The following is a 16,638-nucleotide window of genomic DNA, read 5'->3' on the forward strand; positions in this document are numbered from 1 at the left end:
AATGTCGTGTGGGTTACATTGAGTCTGTGACAGTTGTCACCACTATCGCATTGGAACGTCACCATGGCACTTCCTGAGTCCAAGACTGAAATGAGCCCCAAAGCTCGGCGAACCGCCCTGCTGGGAGCCATGTTCTTGATGGCCACCAGCGCCATCGGTCCCGGGTTTATCACCCAGACCACCGAATTCACCGTAAAAATTGGCGCTGCTTTCGCCTTTGCTATCGTCGTTTCGATTCTGGTCGACATTGCTGTGCAGCTGAACGTCTGGCGCGTTATCGGCGTAACCGGCATGCGGGCTCAGGAACTGGGCAATAAGGTTCTGCCCGGTGTGGGCTGGCTATTAGCGGCACTCGTATTCATCGGTGGCGTTGTCTTTAATATCGGTAATATCGCCGGTACCGGCCTCGGCGTGAATGCCATGCTCGGAGTAGATGCAAAAATTGGTGGCGTCGTCTCGGCTGTCGTTGCGATTCTGATCTTCTTGTCCAAGAAAGCCGGAATGGCTTTGGACCGCATCGTCGTGCTCCTGGGCGCAATCATGATCCTCTTGATGCTGTACGTAGCTATCGTTGCTGCGCCACCTGTTGGCGATGCGCTGAAGAATGCAGTGCTGCCTGAAAAGGTGGACTTCCTGATTATTACCACCCTCATTGGTGGCACTGTCGGTGGTTACATCACCTACGCCGGCGCACACCGCATGATCGACTCCGGTACCAGCGGAATTGAGCACATCAAGTCGATCTCGAACGTCTCCATTCTGGCAATTATCGTCACCGGCGTTATGCGAGTTCTGCTGTTCCTCGCAATCCTTGGCGTAGTAGCCGGCGGTGTCGCCCTCGTGAGCGATAACAAGGCAGCGGAAGCATTCGGCCACGCGGCAGGACCCATCGGCATCCGTGCTTTTGGCGTCATCCTCTGGGCCGCTGCGCTGACCAGCGTTATCGGTGCCGCGTACACCTCGGTTTCATTCATCACCAAGCGAACCACCTCCGAGCGAACCCGAAACCTGATCACTGTTGCCTTCATCGCAGTCTGCGGAGTGATTTACCTACTCCTAGGAAAAGCTCCAGCAACGCTGTTGATCTTCGCAGGTGCCTTCAACGGGCTCATTCTCCCTGTTGGATTTGCCGTACTACTCTGGGTCGCCTGGCGTCGCCGGGATCTGATGGGCGGATACAAGTACCCCAAGATCTTGCTGTTCGTAGGCATGCTTGCGTGGCTGATTAGCGTCTTCCTCGCCTGGAGCTCGCTGTCCGGTCTAGCTGCCCTCTGGCAGGGCTAGGGTGGCAACCAGATGGGCAACATCAGCGAACTATCTCGGAGCCAACGAGCTGCACTGACGCCAAGTCAGGCACGTGAGTACTTCCGTGAAGGACAAGTAATTCCTACTGCTGGAATCAGTGCCGGCTACGCGCAAGCGAACTTGATGATCGTGCCTAAAGAACTGGCCTTTGATGTTCTGCTCTTCGCTCAGCGCAATCCCAAATCCTGCCCAGTGCTGGGAGTGCTTGAAGCTGGGGAAGTAACTAGCGCACTGCTTGCTGGGGGAGACATCCGCAGCGATGTCCCGAAATACGTGGTGTACGAGAACGGCGAAAAAATCGCCGAACCCACGGATCTGAGCGAATATTGGCGCGATGATCTGGTCACCTTCATCATTGGCTGTTCTTTTACTTTCGAATCGGCCTTGATGGACAACGGTATTTCGGTGGCTCATATTGACCAGGGCGTGAATGTGCCCATGTATAGGACCACCACAAGGAGCAATACTGCTGGGGCGATTTCTGGACCCATGGTTGTTTCCATGCGCCCTGTTCCTGCTTCACAAGTAGCTGACGCCGTTCGAATCACTTCACGGTATCCGGCAGTGCACGGAGCACCGGTGCACATTGGCAATCCTGAGGAATTGGGCATTACCGACTTGTCGAAGCCAGACTTTGGGGATGCGGTTCAGATCCCCGAAGGTAGCGTTCCAGTGTTCTGGGCCTGCGGGGTCACTCCTCAAGCTGCGGTCATGGAATCACGACCTTCATTGGCTATAGGCCATGCGCCGGGACACATGCTGATCACTAACATTAGAGATTCGCAGTACCAAGTGCCTTAATCGAAAAATGCTGCGGTGCACTTCCTAGTACGGAGGTGCGCCGCAGCACTCATTTAATCTGAATCTTCAACTCAGCGTTGTTGAACCCAGGCCTCAACCTCGGCCAGACGAGCCTGTTTTGCCACGTCGTCGATGAATGAAGACTCGAAGGAATTCCGGGCTAACTGAGCCAACTGCTCTGTGCTGAAATCAAAAGCTTGCATCAGCGAGGCAAAGTTGGCATCCATATATCCGCCAAAGTATGCAGGATCGTCAGAGTGAACCGAGACCTTTAATCCAGCTTCCAGCATCTGCGGAAGCGGATGATCTGACATCGTATCCACCGCGCGGAGTCGGATATTAGATAGGGGGCAGACTGTTAATGGCATTTGCTCGTTAACTAGTCGCTGAACTAGAGCCTGATCATCTAAGCAACGAATACCATGATCCACACGCTCTACCTTGAGCAGATCCAAGGCTTGCCAAATGTAATCGGCAGGGCCTTCCTCGCCGGCGTGGGCGACAACGTGCAGGCCGCTTTCGCGCGCCAAATCAAAAACTTCAACAAATAGTTCCGGTGGGAAGCCCAACTCCGAAGAGTCCAAGCCGATGCCGTCAATATTGTACTTACTAGCAACCATCTCTTGAAGCAGAGCCAAGGCCTCGCTGGCCGGAGCATGACGCCAGAAGCAGGCGATGAGTTTATGCGAGATTCCCCAAGCTTCTTGAGCTTCATCTAGGGCATCCCGAATCCCGGCAATGACGTCGGTCAGGTCCATGCCGCGCTCCACATGGGCCTGCGGATCAAAGAACAATTCAACGTGTCGTACTCCGGAAGCATGCGCGCGCTGCAAATACGCCATAGTGATTTCGTAGAAATCTTCGCGAGTACGCAGAACTAGCATGTTGGCGTAAAACAGGTCCAAGAATGACTGCAAGTTGCTGAACTCGTATTGGGCGCGCAATTCATCGATTGAGCCGTAAGGAAGTTCAATTGAGTGCTTAGCGGCCAGAGACATGATCATCTCGGGTTCCAAAGTGCCTTCGAGATGGATATGTAATTCGGCAACGGGCAAGTTCACTGGGAGGAACCTTTCAGCAGTAACTTCTTTAGAGGCGAGCTCGCTGGTCTATTCAGGAACTCGCAAGTTTGCCTTCCACCTTACGCTGGCAATCTAGGTGGGCCCAGGCGTTGAGGGTGTGCATGTAGCGCCACAAACTAGTTTCAAGGCAGGCTCGGCAACCGGTGTGAGCGGAGTAAACAAGCTAGGCAACAGGGCCAGAGCAGAAGCCCGGAATTCACGGAAACTCAACGGCAAGACGAACTCGTTGACTGATCAGCAGAACAGCAAAAACGGCATGACAAACAAAGTGATCCGGGTTGAACTGGTTGATCCGAGAAATGGAATTCTGAATTCTTGATGAGACAGAAATCGCAAGATTGAGCCCTGAAGCTAGGCTGTAGGGTGGTTCTTGCCCAACGCATTGATATGTTCTATCAACTCAGCTTCGGCCTTATCTAAGTATTCGCGCAATGCTGTCGCTGCTTCGGAACGCTTGCCCTCACTAAGGAGCTTGACCAAGTTGGCGTTCTGCTCCACATAGTGTGAATGGAAGTCTGGCGCATCGCTCATGGCGTGGAAGACTAAACGCATTCGTGCCAGTACTCGCCCCATGAGTTCCTGAACTAGGGAACTGTCCGAGGAACGAACTAGCTGCTGGTGGAATGCTTGGTTTGCGCTCGCCATTCGAGGGATATCACCGGCCGTCATACCTGCCCGGGCCTCAACGATGATCTTGCTCAACTGGTCCAAATCCAGCTCGGGTCCCCATGCCAGGCACGCAGGCTCAATGGTGCGGCGTACTGCGTAAATTTCACGCACATCATCAGCGTCCGGAGACGCCACAAACACCCCGCGGTTGGGGATTCTTGTGATGATCAGTTCGCTGTCCAGCAAGGTGAAGCTTTCGCGCAAGGTATTGCGCGAAAGCCCCAACGACTCAGCTAGCGACTGCTCCGAGAGCTTATCGCCAGGTAGCAACTCACCTTCAGCGATACGAGTACGCAGGAGATTCGCGGCCCACACGCTGCTGTGTGCATGGGGTGCTTTGCCCGGAAGAGCGGAGACGCTACTGCTGGAGTTCATTAGTCCAATTTATCCCAACTCGTTACCTGACAAGGAACAGCCGAAGCCAAGTTACTGGATGGTCCCCAAAGCTTGGGAGCGTCGTACCGCGGCGCCGACGTCCAACGTGCCCGGAGCAAAAACGCCGTCACGATGAGCCGCCACTGCGGACTCCATCTTCATAGCTTCCACAACAGCCACCGTTTGCCCCTTGGACACGGTGGCGCCGTCTTCCACAGCGAAGCGAACGAGGTTGCCGTCCATCGGGCTAAGCACTGCAGCGGCATCCTGCTCGGTAGTCTCCTGAGACTGAAAGCCCTGTCCTTGCGCCACACCAGATGGGTTACGCAATGCGTTGGTCAGCGCTGCCGGCAGACCAAGCTGCACCGCCTTGCCGTCCAACTCGATGGTGATCGTTTCGCGGCTGGTATCTGGCTGGTCCAGATCCATCTGGTCACTAGCCTCGACCTCATTGAGGAACTCGTCCTCAATCCATGTGGTGTAGACCTTCAGCTCTGGGCCGTTGAAATCTTCATGATCGATGACCGCACGGTGGAAGGGCAAAACGGTAGGGACACCATCAACCCTGATCTCAGCTAGCGCCATGCGAGCACGACGCAATGCTTGCGCACGGTCGGCACCGTGGACAATCAGCTTGCCAATCATCGAATCGTAGAAGGGAGGAATCACTGAGCCACTGCGAACACCAGAATCAACACGAACACCGGCACCGGTGGGAGCCTCAAAACGCTCAACCGTACCTGGAGCTGGAAGGAACCCGCGGGCAGGATCTTCAGCGTTAATGCGGAATTCAAAAGCATGACCCTTGGGAGTTGGATCTTCCGTCAAAGACAGGGGAAGGCCGTCGGCAATGCGGAACTGCTCGGCAACCAAGTCCACGCCGGCGGTCTCTTCAGTAATCGGGTGCTCCACCTGCAAACGAGTATTCACTTCTAGGAAGGAAATGAGTCCGTCCTGGGCAACGAGATACTCGACGGTGCCAGCTCCTACGTAGCCAGCTTCTTTGCAGATCGCCTTGGCCGATTCGTGGATGCGGGTACGCTGCTCGTCGCTGAGGAACGGCGCCGGGGCTTCTTCCACCAGCTTTTGGTGACGACGCTGCAGTGAGCAATCGCGCGTGCCGACAACCACCACATTGCCGTGGGTATCGGCCAAGACCTGGGCCTCAACGTGGCGCGGCTTGGACAGGAAGCGCTCCACAAAACATTCGCCACGGCCGAAGGCAAGAGTAGCTTCGCGGGTGGCTGACTCGAAGGCCTCGGTAATCTCATCCAACGAGTAAGCGATCTTGATGCCGCGGCCACCGCCACCAAAGGCGGCCTTGATAGCTACAGGCACACCATATTCTTCGGCAAAAGCACGAACCTCAGCAGCGTTCTCGGCAGGCCCATCGGTGCCGGGAGCCAGCGGGGCTCCGGCGAGAACTGCTATCTTTCGAGCCGTGACCTTATTGCCAAGATCTTCGATGGCCTGAGGGGAAGGACCGATCCACTTCATACCCGCATCAATAACCGCCTGAGCGAAGGAGGCGTTCTCAGAAAGGAACCCATAACCCGGGTGTACTGCGTCGGCACCGCTGCGCTGGGCAATATCGATGATCTTTTCAATATTCAGATAGGTCTCTGCGCCCGTTGAACCGTGCAGGGGATAGGCTTCGTCAGCCAGAGACACATGGAAGGCATCAGCGTCTGGGTCAGAGTAAATAGCAACGGAGGCAATGTTTGCATCAGTGGCGGCCCGAGCGATGCGGACTGCGATTTCGCCGCGGTTGGCGATGAGAACCTTTTTCATGACAATCCTAAGAATTTAGTTGGCCGACAAAGCGGAAGGAGACTGAAGGACAAAACGAATTTTGCTTCCCGGCGGAAGCTGCGCTGCTGCGCTGAGATCATCTGTGGTGACAGTTGCGATGACTGGGTATCCGCCGGTGACTGGATGATCCGCGAGGAACAAAACCGGCAACCCAGACGGCGGAACCTGCAACGATCCGCGTGCCACACCTTCGCTGGCTAGTTCGCCAGACTTAGTGCGTTGCAGTGGCTGGTCTTCGGTATCTAGGCGAATGCCGACACGGTTCGATTCACTGGTGACATTCCAGATCTGCGCGGTGAGTTGAGCCAAACCAGCATCACCAAACCAGTCGGTCCGTGGACCAGCAATGATCTTCAGCTGATATACGTCTTGCTCATCGGCAATCGGCAATGTGCTGGGTTGCGGATTACCCACAATGTGCCCGATATCCGGCTGCTTCACCGGAATGAAGGTTCCCGCTGCCAACGGTTCGGGGCCAACACCAGAGAGCGTATCGGTGGACAGAGACCCGAGGATTGGCTCTATTGCGATCTCGCCTCGCACCGCCAGATAGCTACGCAGTCCTGAACCATCAGGTTCTACGCTCAGGCGCTCGCCGTGCAACAAGGCGAAGGGTGCGTTGCTCAGAACCTGACGCGGGGTGCGAATAGGGTCATCTTCGGCTGGCGTGATCCACAGCGAAGCTTGGGCTCCACAGTGAGCCAAAACTTGATCTTCTGATGCTTCGAGGGTGATGCGACTGCCCAGGTTTTCAATCACGGCTGTTTCCCGATGGTTGCCGACCAACCTATTGGCCTGGCGGAAAGCTAGTGGATCCGCCGCGCCAGCGACACCCACTCCGAGATTGCCAAAACCAATACGACCGGCATCCTGCAGTAGAGACTGTAGGCCGGCGTCAATGATTCTAAGCCCGCCGAGGTTGGAGGCTTCTGCGGCTAGATCCTTCGCCTGAGGTTTCGTACTAACTGACAGCTTTTCGGTAGCCGGAACAAATTGGACTGTGTCCTGGGGGCGGATCAGCGCGGGATTTCCGCGCTGCAGATCCCACATTTGAAGCTCGGTGTGTCCGATCAATTGCCAGCCACCGGGGGATTGGCGCGGATAAACGGCTGAGTATTCGCCAGCTAGAGCCACGGCGCCTGCCGGGACCTTGGTGCGCGGGGTGTCTCGTCGTGGCACGTTCAGCACTTGATTCTCACCCAGTAAATAGGCGAAGCCGGGAGCAAATCCGCCGAACACTGCGCGCCACTTCTGTCCGGTATGGGCATTGATAACCGCTTCAGTGCTTAGGCCGGTCAGCTCGGCCACAGCAGCGAGGTCTTCACCATCATAATGAACCGGAACTTCCACCAGCTTGCCGGCAGCATTCACGGCAACTGTTACTTCCATATGTGGCAGCGCCATGCTGGCACGTTCTGCATTCTGCCAGGAGTCGAACTTCAATAGCACCGTCTGCGCGGCGGCCAACAGGTCGAGCTGACCGGGCAGGGGAGAGGCCTCCAGCGCAGCATTAAGAGCTAGGACTGCGTCGAGCGAATCGAGGTCGACGAGTAGATCATGGGATCCTGCCCGATGAATGGCACGGATGCTCACGCAAAGCTCCGAATCTGTACGCCAGCACGCTCTAAACCTTCGCGCACAGCCTTGGCCATGGCAACGGCACCAGCGGTATCACCGTGCAGGCAGATGCTTTCTGCAGGCATGGTGATGGTGCTTCCATCAACCGCGACAATGGTCCCTTCGGTGGCCAGACGAACCATGTTGGAGGTGACTTCTTGGGCATCATGCAACACGGCGTTGGCTTCGCGCCTGGAAACTAACGTGCCGTCGGGGTTGTAGTTACGGTCGGCAAAGGCTTCTGCGACACCTCGTAATCCGGCAGCTTCGGCTTTTTGCAAGGCAACCGAGCCAGGCAGGAGCAATACGGGCAGGTCGGTGCCAAAAGCCTTGATTGCATCAATGACGGCTTGGGCATGGACCTCGTGGTGCACGATGGTGTTGTAGAGGGCGCCGTGGGGTTTGACGTACTTGATTTCTGCGCCGGCGCTGCGAGCCAGCGCTTGAAGTGCGCCGAGCTGATATAAAACGTCGTCGGCTAGTTCGGTGGCTGAGCAGTCCAAGAAACGGCGGCCAAATCCGGCCAGATCTCGATAGCCAACGTGGGCGCCGATGGTGACGCCGGCGCTGACGGCGTCCCGGCACGTTTGCGCGATGGTGCTCGGATCTCCAGCGTGGAAACCGCAGGCAATGTTTGCCGAGGAAACGGAGGTGAAGATTGCGGCGTTATCACCCATGGTCCAGTTGCCGAAAGATTCGCCTACGTCAGAATTCAGGTCTATGAATGGCATTGTGATCCCCGTCTCGTAAACATGTCTTGGTAAAAGGATGCCTTACTTTCGATAATTGTTCAACAATCTGCGCAGAAGTTTCTTGTACTGCTTCGATTTCATTCACGGGCGACAAGGCGCGGAGGGGCCAGCGAACTGCTCCCCGAAAGTTGGACTGTCAAAGTCAACAACTTTTGGGGAGCATTTTCAGGCGTGCTGAGAGCGCACTATCCGAGTTTCAACGGGAACAACTCGTTGGACTCTTCGAGCAAGGCTATGGGTATCAGACAGCGTCATCAATAGCCAACTTGGGCTCTGAAGCGGCCAAACCCCTCTACAATCGGTGGTGGTTACATGGCAGGCTATGCCTCATGGAGAAACCAACTAAAACGCACTACTCCTTCGACACCGAGAGGGAAATCGTCGACCGATTCCTTGCCGGTGAAACTGCCATGGAACGCGCCGCAGATTTCAATCTGAGTTACAAACAGATGGTTATGAACTGGACACGTGAAGGGCGAATCGACGGCAAAATGCAGTCTTTTGTCCCCGAAGACAGGTCATCCGTTTCGACCAACGAGGTAGCAATGGATGAGGCCGGTGATCTCGTAGTGACACTCGATACTCCACGAACTCCGATGGATCTGAGGTTCCGGACCTTCACTGACCTCAAGGATGAGGTTCCAGTATCAGACATCCCCGATCGCGAGCTGATCTGCAGCGCTGGCGACTCTGAGTGCACGTATTCAACCACAGGTGATCAGACGATTGTCACGATTGGTCGAGCATCAGTCCCAATCGGTATGCATGTGCTGGAAGTCGCTTACCCTACCCAAGAGTCACCCGACAAAGCAGAAGGGATCAACCACTATGCCAATTCTTGGGCCATTCGAACCAGATAGTTTCCTCGCGGCGTCCTATATTCCGACGTCCCACCGCGAACTTCCCCTGCTGAGGCTTTTTCTTCCTGGAACGCTGCAAGAAGTGCCATTCCGGTGGAGCGCGATGCTGTTGGGGGAGCGGGAGCTTCGAGCCGATGATGATTGGCACGAGCTACTGTCGGCTTGGGCGGATCCGTGCAGCGGCGAGGAATCTCCCATTCCTCCTGTCGGTGAACTTGATGCATCTACTGCCAGGGTGCTGAGGCGGCTTTGCCAAGGGCTCACACTCCGGTGTGCACGGTGGGAAGGGTATTCTCAGGACGCGCTCTCTGGTGAGAAAATAACCATCGACGGCAATCATTTCCGGGAAACCGACCTGATTGTCGATCGTGATTTGTCTCAGGATCGGACAGTTCCGAATTTTGCTTGGGATCTTGAGGGCCAGGTGGCCTGGGGAAGTAGGCTTTACCCGGACTCATTGGTTATCGCAGCCACCCCGGAAAGGTATCGGGAGTTGTTCGGTACTGAGGGTGTTGATGCTGTGTCGCTTCGTAAAGATGAAGACCGGCCCCCGCCAAGTGCTGGCGATTGATCTGTGAAAGCACAATAAACAAAACCTTGTGATCATGGTGGCGGGTCTTTCGTTATCAGCTGAGAGAACAGGCTCTGCTCATGCCTATCGCACACGCGTCCCTCAACGCCTCAGAGGGGTGGACGTACTTGGCGGGTGTCATGCCCCATCGTGCGGGCGATGCGCGCCGCGTCGGCGAAGCGCGCGACTCGCCCATCACGACCGCACTCGCGCTGACTGGCTGTGTTGGTGGTGGCAGCAGCGCTCACCAGGGCGGTGGTGGATGGGAATACCTCCGGATCGACGGGAACCCCGTCACCCATACCGAGCTCAACTGCAAGGAAATCTCGCAGACCGTCGCCGGCTTCGAGGCACTCTCAACGATGCCAAGAGTGTGCGGGATTAAACAGTGAGCTCTTGCGCATCACGCTAGTCACCAGGCCTAGAAGGTAGACCCCGTCGTCCTGATCCTTCCGCGGCGCCCTGTGCGGTTGGTGCTCTGGCTATTTAGTGGCCAGCGCTTTGTCGATTGCCTTTGATCCGGAAGGCGAAGGCAATGCTGATGGTTGCGAGGATGGCCCCGACGATAAACGCGATATGCGCACCTAGGAACAAGCCCTGCGTGGCTGCGGTTCCGTCGGCGATTTTTGCTTTGGAAACTACTGACATGATGGTGACAAAAATGGTGGTGCCGATGGCGCCGGCAAGCTGTTGGCCGGTGTTAAAGATTGCTGAACCGTGGCCGAAGAGTCGTGGGTTCAGCGATGACATCGCCGAAGACATTAATCCGGTCATGAGCAATGCCAGTCCGATGGAGAAGACAATGTGGGTCAGCATAAACATCCACAGTTCACTCTCCGCGCCAACCAAGGTGTAGAGCCATTGACCTGCGGCCAGCATGATGGCACCTGGGATCAGTACTGGTCGTGGACCGTGCTTGTCGTAGATGCGACCAAAAATTGGCGAAACGATGATCTGAGCGACACCGCCAGGCAGGAGCATCATGCCAATCTTTAGTGAGTCGATGCCTTGGCCTGACTCCAGCAAAATCGGGATGATCATCAATGAACCGAGCAGCGTGCCAAAGGCGATCATGATCATGACTATGGAGAACGTGAATTCACGAGACTTGAAAGCCGAAAGGTTCAGCAGCTCGCGGCCCTGACCGGTGAGTGAAATCTGTCGTTTGATGAAGATGGCTAGCGAAACGATGCCGATAGCAAAGCTGAGAATGGTCAGGACCGGGTTACTGGCCGCATGCTCAATACTGGAAATTCCATAAACCAAGAATCCGAATGCCAGCGCCGACAACACGACGGAGACTGCATCAACGCGGATCTTGCGGACGTTGCTTGGAACCTTGAAGAAGATGATGCCAAGTACTAGCACCAGAGCAGCGATGGGAAGCATTAGCGCAAAGACGTAATGCCAGCTCAGGGCGTGGACAATGGCGCCAGATACCGTCGGGCCGATCGCTGGGCCGACGCCGATAACGATGGAGTTTAGGCCCATGATGGTGCCACGCTTTTGAACCGGCACCAAGGTCAAGGTGGTGGTCATCAGCAAAGGCAAGACGATCGCTGTTCCTAGCGCCTGAATGATTCGGGCCAGAAGCAAGAAGGCAAAGCTAGGAGCAAAAACGGCAATGCCAGTACCCACCAAGAAACTAATGATGGCAAACATGAACAGCGAGCGGTGATTGAAGCGCTGAAGCAAGAAACCGGTAGTCGGAATCACCACAGACATGGTTAGGAGGAATCCTGTTGTCAGCCACTGCCCGGTGGCGGCAGTGATGTCCATATCTGACATGATCCCCGGCAGGGCCACGGTTAATACAGTTTCGTTCAGGATCATCATGAAAGCTGCCAAAGCCAGTGCAGCGATGATCCCGGTGAGCTGTTTGGTGCTCAACTGTGTTTCAACAGGATGCGATGGTGATGCTACGGGTTCGGTTTCTGTACGTTCCGACGTCACTTTTCCTCTTTCTTGGAGTTCTCAACTTTCAAATAGTGTCACAGAGTGACAGAATTTCGTAAGTCAAAGTGTCACAGTGTGACAGGAAACTACTTTTGCATCAGAGTCGTGAGACGATCACTAGGATCTAAAGGTATGGAGGAATGCATGGGGATTCGTGATCAGCGCAAGGCCGAAACTTGGCGCAAGATTCAAGTTGCATCCTTAGATCTTGTGGAAGAGCTTGGGCTGGAAGCCACGACGGTGGCTCGAATTGCACAACGAGTTGGGATCTCTTCTCGCACGTTCTTCCGTTACTTTGATTCCAAAGAATCTGCCATCGTTCCCGGCCAGGGCGAGCTGGTCACCGCGCTCACTGACCTAGAGATCGCCAAAGGTACCTCCGCTTCGCTGATTTTCCAGTCGTTGCTTCACGTGTGCCGAGAACATTTTTCTGCGGAGATCGAACAGCATGAGTTCCGTAGGGTCACCCGGCTTATGCTCGCTGACCCCAAATTGTTGTTGATTGCCACTCAGCGGGAACAAGAACTCGTGGTGGAGCTGAGCCAATCTTTGATATCGCGGGGACTGTTAACGCCAATGCAAGCGATGCTGATTTCGGAGATGGTGGCTTCTACCTGGCGTGTTGCTTGGCAGTGCTTTACCCAAGCGGAAAAATCTGGAACTAGTGCCGCTCCCTCTCAATTCTTTGAGCAAGCGGTCAAGGAAATGGCGCAAATTTCGGCTGCAGGCCCGTCGGACTCCTAAAGGTGCAGGAAAATCACCATTGAGTTATGGCAGATTAACTTAAATGTGACAAACCGCTCCGATGCTATTCATCCCGGCATTTCGGGGAAAAATTGGCATTCCGCAAAAGGTTTCGCACTTCGTGAAAGTGTGGTGCACGCCAAAATCGGGTAGATTTGGAACGTTGAGTTCAGGGCGGTTAACACCGCTTCCGCACGACGTTCAGGGAGACGCCACACCTTATGGCCAAGATTATTTACACCCACACCGATGAAGCGCCAATGTTGGCGACTCACTCGTTCCTGCCAATCGTTGAGGCCTTCGCTTCGACTGCAGGCGTGGAATTAGAGACCCGCGACATCTCGCTGGCAGGCCGCGTTATCGCTACCTTCCCTGACTATGTCACCGAAGAACAGCGCATCAGCGATGCTCTGGCAGAACTTGGCGATCTAGCTAAGTCCCCAGAAGCTAACATCATCAAGCTGCCAAACATCTCGGCTTCCATCCCACAGCTCAAGGCCGTTATTGCCGAGCTGCAGGCTGCCGGATACGCACTGCCTGATTACCCGGACAATCCATCTTCGGATGAAGAGACCGACGTTCGCGCACGTTACGACAAGATCAAGGGTTCGGCTGTGAACCCAGTGCTGCGCGAGGGTAACTCGGACCGCCGCGCACCACTGAGCGTAAAGAACTACGCTCGCAAGTACCCACACTCCATGGGTGCATGGACTGCAGATTCGAAGACCAACGTTGCCACCATGGGCGCTGACGACTTCGCTTCGAACGAGAAGTCCATCGTCATTGACCAGGACAAGAAGATCTCGATCCGCTTTGTTGGCGAAGACGGCGAAGTAAAGGTTCTAAAGAAGCCTTTCGACGTTCTTAAAGACGAAGTTATCGACGGCACCGTCCTGCAGGTTGCTGCACTGGACGAGTTCCTGAAGAACTCCGTGGCTCGCGCCAAGGAAGAGGGTGTGCTGTTCTCGGCTCACCTGAAGGCCACCATGATGAAGGTTTCTGACCCAATCATCTTCGGTCACGTAGTCAAGGCATACTTCTCCGAGCTGTTCGCTACCTACGGTGACGAGCTGGCTGCAGCTGGCCTGAACCCAAATAACGGTCTGGCAGCTATCCTCGGCGGCTTGGATGAACTCTCTGACGAGGTTCGCGCCGGCGTTGAGAAGCTGATCGCTAAGGGTCTGGAAGAAGGCCCGGCAGTTGCCATGGTCGATTCCGACAAGGGCATCACCAACCTGCACGTCCCATCGGACGTTATCGTTGACGCTTCCATGCCAGCAATGATCCGCCTGGGCGGCAAGATGTGGGATGCCAAGGGCAACACCGCAGACACCCTGGCTGTTCTTCCGGATTCCTCCTACGCAGGCATCTACCAGGTTGTTATCGATGACTGCCGTGCCAACGGTGCTTACGATCCAACCACCATGGGTACCGTGCCAAACGTTGGTCTGATGGCTCAGAAGGCCGAAGAATACGGCTCCCACGACAAGACTTTCGAAATCGCTGGCAATGGTCACGTACAGATCGTTGACGAGAACGACGCAGTGCTCATCGAGCACCAGGTCTTCACCGGTGACATCTGGCGTGCATGCCAGGCCAAGGACGTTGCAATCCGTGACTGGGTAAAGCTGGCAGTGAACCGTGCCCGCGCATCCCAGACTCCTGCAGTGTTCTGGCTTGATGAGAAGCGCGCACACGATGCCGTGCTGATTACCAAGGTCAACGAGTACCTCAAGGAACTGGACACCGATGGCCTGACCATCGAAATCCTGTCCCCAGAAGATGCCACCAAGTACACCATCGACCGCATCCGTAAGGGTGAGGACACCATCTCGGTGACCGGTAACGTACTGCGTGACTACCTGACTGACCTGTTCCCAATTCTTGAATTGGGTACCTCGGCCAAGATGCTTTCGATCGTTCCACTGCTCGCTGGTGGCGGACTGTTCGAAACCGGTGCTGGTGGATCTGCTCCAAAGCACGTGCAGCAGCTGGTGAACGAAAACCACCTGCGTTGGGATTCGCTGGGCGAATTCATGGCTTTGGGCGCTTCTTTCGAGCACCTTGCAGTGAACAACGACAACGCTCGCGCTCAGGTTCTGGCAGACACCTTGGATGCCGCAACCGGCTCCTTCCTGCTGGAAGACAAGTCGCCTAAGCGCAAGGTTGGCGAACTGGACAACCGTGGCAGCCACTTCTACCTGGCTAAGTTCTGGGCAGAAGAACTGGCTAAGCAGGACAAGGACGCTCAGCTAGCTGAAGCCTTCTCCGCAGTAGCCAAGGCACTGGACGAGAACGAGGAAGCTATTGTTTCCGAGCTCGCCGAGGTTCAGGGTAAGGCTGTTGACCTGGGCGGTTACTACCGTCCGGACGAAGCTAAGACCGCAGCGGTTATGCGCCCAAGCGCAACGCTGAACAAGGCTCTGGAACTGTTGACCAAGTAGTCACCAAAGTTAGCTAGTTTGAGGCGTCACCTGCGGGTGGCGCCCCAAACTTTTAAGTAATGCATCAAGATAGTTTCCAGTGCTCACGTTAGGCCGGGGCGTGATTCTTCCTCGTCGGGGCTTCCTACTCTTTTGGGCGCTGCGCTATACCCAGCTGCGCAGACGTCAACCCATCGGTTTGTTCACGCTCGGAGGGCTCGGCGCCTTGAACGTGCTGATGATGCGCAGGCGGTTCAGAAGCAACGGACTCCAGTTCACCAAGTAGGGCGGGGACGTCTTCTGCCGTGACCTCTTCAAAAACCAGGTGACCTACTTCCGCATAGAGCTCAGGGAAGAAATAGTGCCCGGCACTCACTCGATCCATGAGCCACACATCGCGGTAGTTGTTGTAGGTATAGAGCTCTTCAGATCCTTCGTCCAACACGTGCAGGCCCAAGCTATCGGTAGGGTCGGAATAGTCGCTGTGAAATTGGCTCTTGAAGAATCTCATTGTCTCGCCTTGCTCAAGTCGGATCGGGCCCTATACCAACAGTAGCTAGTGGCAGTTCGATAGGCCTGTTCAAGGGCATTCGGCACCAACACTTTGGTGAACTGTCCTAAGTCAGACTTCTTGCGAGTCGACTTCGTGGCGCCTGGCAAGGTGATGGCGCTTATCAAACGAAGGAAAGCGAATCAACACTGACCATGTAAAACGCTCATTTCCTGAGTGTAAAAACTTTCTCATTTTGTCTAAATCACTTTTGCTTTGAACCCAATGATAATAGTGTCGTAATTGTCAGGAAGAGAATCTGTGACTGGCTGAAAGAAACTACGCAACGAAATCGATTGAGGTATTTTTGATGTTGAGCAATCTCCTTGTGTCCCTGGCCGAGCTGATCCATAGCCTGGGCCTCTAGAACTTTAGACCGCTGCTGTTGAGCAGACAGTATTGACCGTTACTCGTGCAGGGGTAACGGTCAATATTTTTTGCGCAGTTAGAGGCGCTCCTGACTAGAGGCGATAAGAATACAGTCCGATTCTTCCGGCGCATTACAGTGGGCCCTCACGTGGTGAAAGCCGGTACAACGAGGGTTGGTGCTGGAATTGTTGGATTCACTAATTGCTTTTATCGCCAAAGAAACAGGATATTTAACGCGTCAGAAACCAAAGTGTCGGTGAATGGCAGTAGGATCATTTTCAAGTCATTTAGGCGCTAGGAGGGATGATGTCTGCTCATTTCCCAGGATCTCGGATATCCATAGTTTTAGATGCTGATGGGGTGCGGAGATTTGCTACCGAGGCGCGCCAAACACAACCCACCAGAATTCTTGCCGTTGTAGAACGCTCCGCATTTACGCGCGACGCAACAGGGCAAAAACATGGCTACGTGCCATTTTCTTCGTCGATAATGTCGCATGGACATCTGGCTCAACGCAGTCAGAGGGGCCTGCACTTCGATTTTGCCGTTACGCTGTGTGATTCCATCCACCGTCCTGTCATCACCCTGACCGGAACTTGTGGCATCGGCGAGTTGGATGTGGCGATTCTCGATGTCATCGCGGAGTTTACTGGCAGTAGCCGGATTGCTTGTTCCGGTGCGATAGACATTCTCATTTCGAATCGTGACGGACTCGGACATCAAGATTTAGCTTCGAACCCAGTTTTTTGCTT

Annotated in this window: 14 protein-coding genes; 6 read left to right on the forward strand and 8 right to left on the reverse strand. The window is 55.0% G+C overall.

Annotated elements, in window-relative coordinates:
* Window positions 1-63: 63 nt before the first annotated feature.
* Both AC1Z3F_RS00755 and AC1Z3F_RS00760 read left to right on the forward strand, forming a co-directional pair.
* On the forward strand, window positions 64-1,284 hold the full coding sequence (locus tag AC1Z3F_RS00755) for an NRAMP family divalent metal transporter (protein ID WP_483566321.1): 1,221 nt from the start codon (window positions 64-66) through the stop codon (window positions 1,282-1,284).
* Window positions 1,285-1,296: 12 nt separating this feature from the next.
* Window positions 1,297-2,106, forward strand: coding sequence for a putative hydro-lyase (locus AC1Z3F_RS00760; RefSeq protein WP_483566322.1), 810 nt, complete (start codon window positions 1,297-1,299; stop codon window positions 2,104-2,106).
* A 71-nt stretch (window positions 2,107-2,177) separates the two neighbouring features.
* Here the strand turns inward: AC1Z3F_RS00760 and AC1Z3F_RS00765 are convergent, their stop codons facing one another.
* The 5 genes from AC1Z3F_RS00765 to AC1Z3F_RS00785 all read right to left on the reverse strand — a co-directional run bounded on the left by AC1Z3F_RS00765 (window position 2,178) and on the right by AC1Z3F_RS00785 (window position 8,392).
* The gene (locus tag AC1Z3F_RS00765; RefSeq protein WP_483566323.1) at window positions 2,178-3,167 is read right to left on the reverse strand and encodes an adenosine deaminase; all 990 of its coding nucleotides are present in this window, start codon (window positions 3,165-3,167) and stop codon (window positions 2,178-2,180) included.
* Between the two features lie 372 nt (window positions 3,168-3,539).
* On the reverse strand, window positions 3,540-4,232 hold the full coding sequence (locus AC1Z3F_RS00770; protein WP_483566324.1) for a GntR family transcriptional regulator: 693 nt from the start codon (window positions 4,230-4,232) through the stop codon (window positions 3,540-3,542).
* A gap of 51 nt (window positions 4,233-4,283) precedes the next feature.
* Window positions 4,284-6,023, reverse strand: a complete 1,740-nt coding sequence (locus AC1Z3F_RS00775) for an ATP-binding protein (RefSeq protein ID WP_483566325.1) — start codon at window positions 6,021-6,023, stop codon at window positions 4,284-4,286.
* Window positions 6,024-6,038: 15 nt separating this feature from the next.
* Window positions 6,039-7,637 (reverse strand): 5-oxoprolinase subunit B/C family protein, encoded by a 1,599-nt coding sequence (locus AC1Z3F_RS00780; protein WP_483566326.1) that lies wholly within the window; start codon window positions 7,635-7,637, stop codon window positions 6,039-6,041.
* Window positions 7,634-8,392 carry a LamB/YcsF family protein gene (locus AC1Z3F_RS00785; RefSeq protein ID WP_483566327.1) on the reverse strand — a complete coding sequence of 253 codons (759 nt, stop codon included), beginning with the start codon at window positions 8,390-8,392 and terminating at the stop codon, window positions 7,634-7,636. Before AC1Z3F_RS00785 ends, AC1Z3F_RS00780 begins: the two co-directional genes overlap by 4 nt.
* A gap of 350 nt (window positions 8,393-8,742) precedes the next feature.
* On the opposite strand from AC1Z3F_RS00785, the gene AC1Z3F_RS00790 reads away from it, so the two are divergent.
* Window positions 8,743-9,273, forward strand: coding sequence for a hypothetical protein (locus AC1Z3F_RS00790; RefSeq protein ID WP_483566328.1), 531 nt, complete (start codon window positions 8,743-8,745; stop codon window positions 9,271-9,273).
* Window positions 9,242-9,844 (forward strand): hypothetical protein, encoded by a 603-nt coding sequence (locus tag AC1Z3F_RS00795; RefSeq protein WP_483566329.1) that lies wholly within the window; start codon window positions 9,242-9,244, stop codon window positions 9,842-9,844. The genes AC1Z3F_RS00790 and AC1Z3F_RS00795 overlap by 32 nt, the downstream gene beginning before the upstream one ends.
* Window positions 9,845-10,330: 486 nt before the next feature.
* Here the strand turns inward: AC1Z3F_RS00795 and AC1Z3F_RS00800 are convergent, their stop codons facing one another.
* Entirely contained in the window at window positions 10,331-11,734 is a 1,404-nt protein-coding gene (locus AC1Z3F_RS00800; protein ID WP_483566330.1) for a DHA2 family efflux MFS transporter permease subunit, read from the reverse strand.
* Window positions 11,735-11,944: 210 nt separating this feature from the next.
* Here AC1Z3F_RS00800 and AC1Z3F_RS00805 point away from each other — a divergent pair, with 210 nt between their 5' ends.
* A complete protein-coding gene (locus AC1Z3F_RS00805) occupies window positions 11,945-12,544 on the forward strand; it encodes a TetR/AcrR family transcriptional regulator (protein WP_483566331.1) in 600 nt (199 codons plus the stop codon).
* Between the two features lie 221 nt (window positions 12,545-12,765).
* Window positions 12,766-14,988, forward strand: coding sequence for an NADP-dependent isocitrate dehydrogenase (locus tag AC1Z3F_RS00810; protein ID WP_483566332.1), 2,223 nt, complete (start codon window positions 12,766-12,768; stop codon window positions 14,986-14,988).
* Between the two features lie 124 nt (window positions 14,989-15,112).
* Here the strand turns inward: AC1Z3F_RS00810 and AC1Z3F_RS00815 are convergent, their stop codons facing one another.
* A complete protein-coding gene (locus AC1Z3F_RS00815) occupies window positions 15,113-15,478 on the reverse strand; it encodes a hypothetical protein (protein ID WP_483566333.1) in 366 nt (121 codons plus the stop codon).
* A 753-nt stretch (window positions 15,479-16,231) separates the two neighbouring features.
* Complete coding sequence (locus AC1Z3F_RS00820) at window positions 16,232-16,609, reverse strand: hypothetical protein (protein ID WP_483566334.1); 378 nt, start codon at window positions 16,607-16,609, stop codon at window positions 16,232-16,234.
* Between the last annotated feature and the right edge of the window lie 29 nt (window positions 16,610-16,638).

This window comes from Glutamicibacter sp. MOO4, assembly GCF_056934395.1.

Coding starts and splice junctions, on each gene's coding strand:
- AC1Z3F_RS00755 (WP_483566321.1), top strand. CDS start 64: ATGGCACTTCCTGAGTCCAAGACTGAAATGAGCCCCAAAGCTCGGCGA.
- AC1Z3F_RS00760 (WP_483566322.1), top strand. CDS start 1,297: ATGGGCAACATCAGCGAACTATCTCGGAGCCAACGAGCTGCACTGACG.
- AC1Z3F_RS00770 (WP_483566324.1), bottom strand. CDS start 4,232: ATGAACTCCAGCAGTAGCGTCTCCGCTCTTCCGGGCAAAGCACCCCAT.
- AC1Z3F_RS00775 (WP_483566325.1), bottom strand. CDS start 6,023: ATGAAAAAGGTTCTCATCGCCAACCGCGGCGAAATCGCAGTCCGCATC.
- AC1Z3F_RS00785 (WP_483566327.1), bottom strand. CDS start 8,392: ATGCCATTCATAGACCTGAATTCTGACGTAGGCGAATCTTTCGGCAAC.
- AC1Z3F_RS00790 (WP_483566328.1), top strand. CDS start 8,743: ATGGAGAAACCAACTAAAACGCACTACTCCTTCGACACCGAGAGGGAA.
- AC1Z3F_RS00795 (WP_483566329.1), top strand. CDS start 9,242: ATGCCAATTCTTGGGCCATTCGAACCAGATAGTTTCCTCGCGGCGTCC.
- AC1Z3F_RS00805 (WP_483566331.1), top strand. CDS start 11,945: ATGGGGATTCGTGATCAGCGCAAGGCCGAAACTTGGCGCAAGATTCAA.
- AC1Z3F_RS00810 (WP_483566332.1), top strand. CDS start 12,766: ATGGCCAAGATTATTTACACCCACACCGATGAAGCGCCAATGTTGGCG.
- AC1Z3F_RS00815 (WP_483566333.1), bottom strand. CDS start 15,478: ATGAGATTCTTCAAGAGCCAATTTCACAGCGACTATTCCGACCCTACC.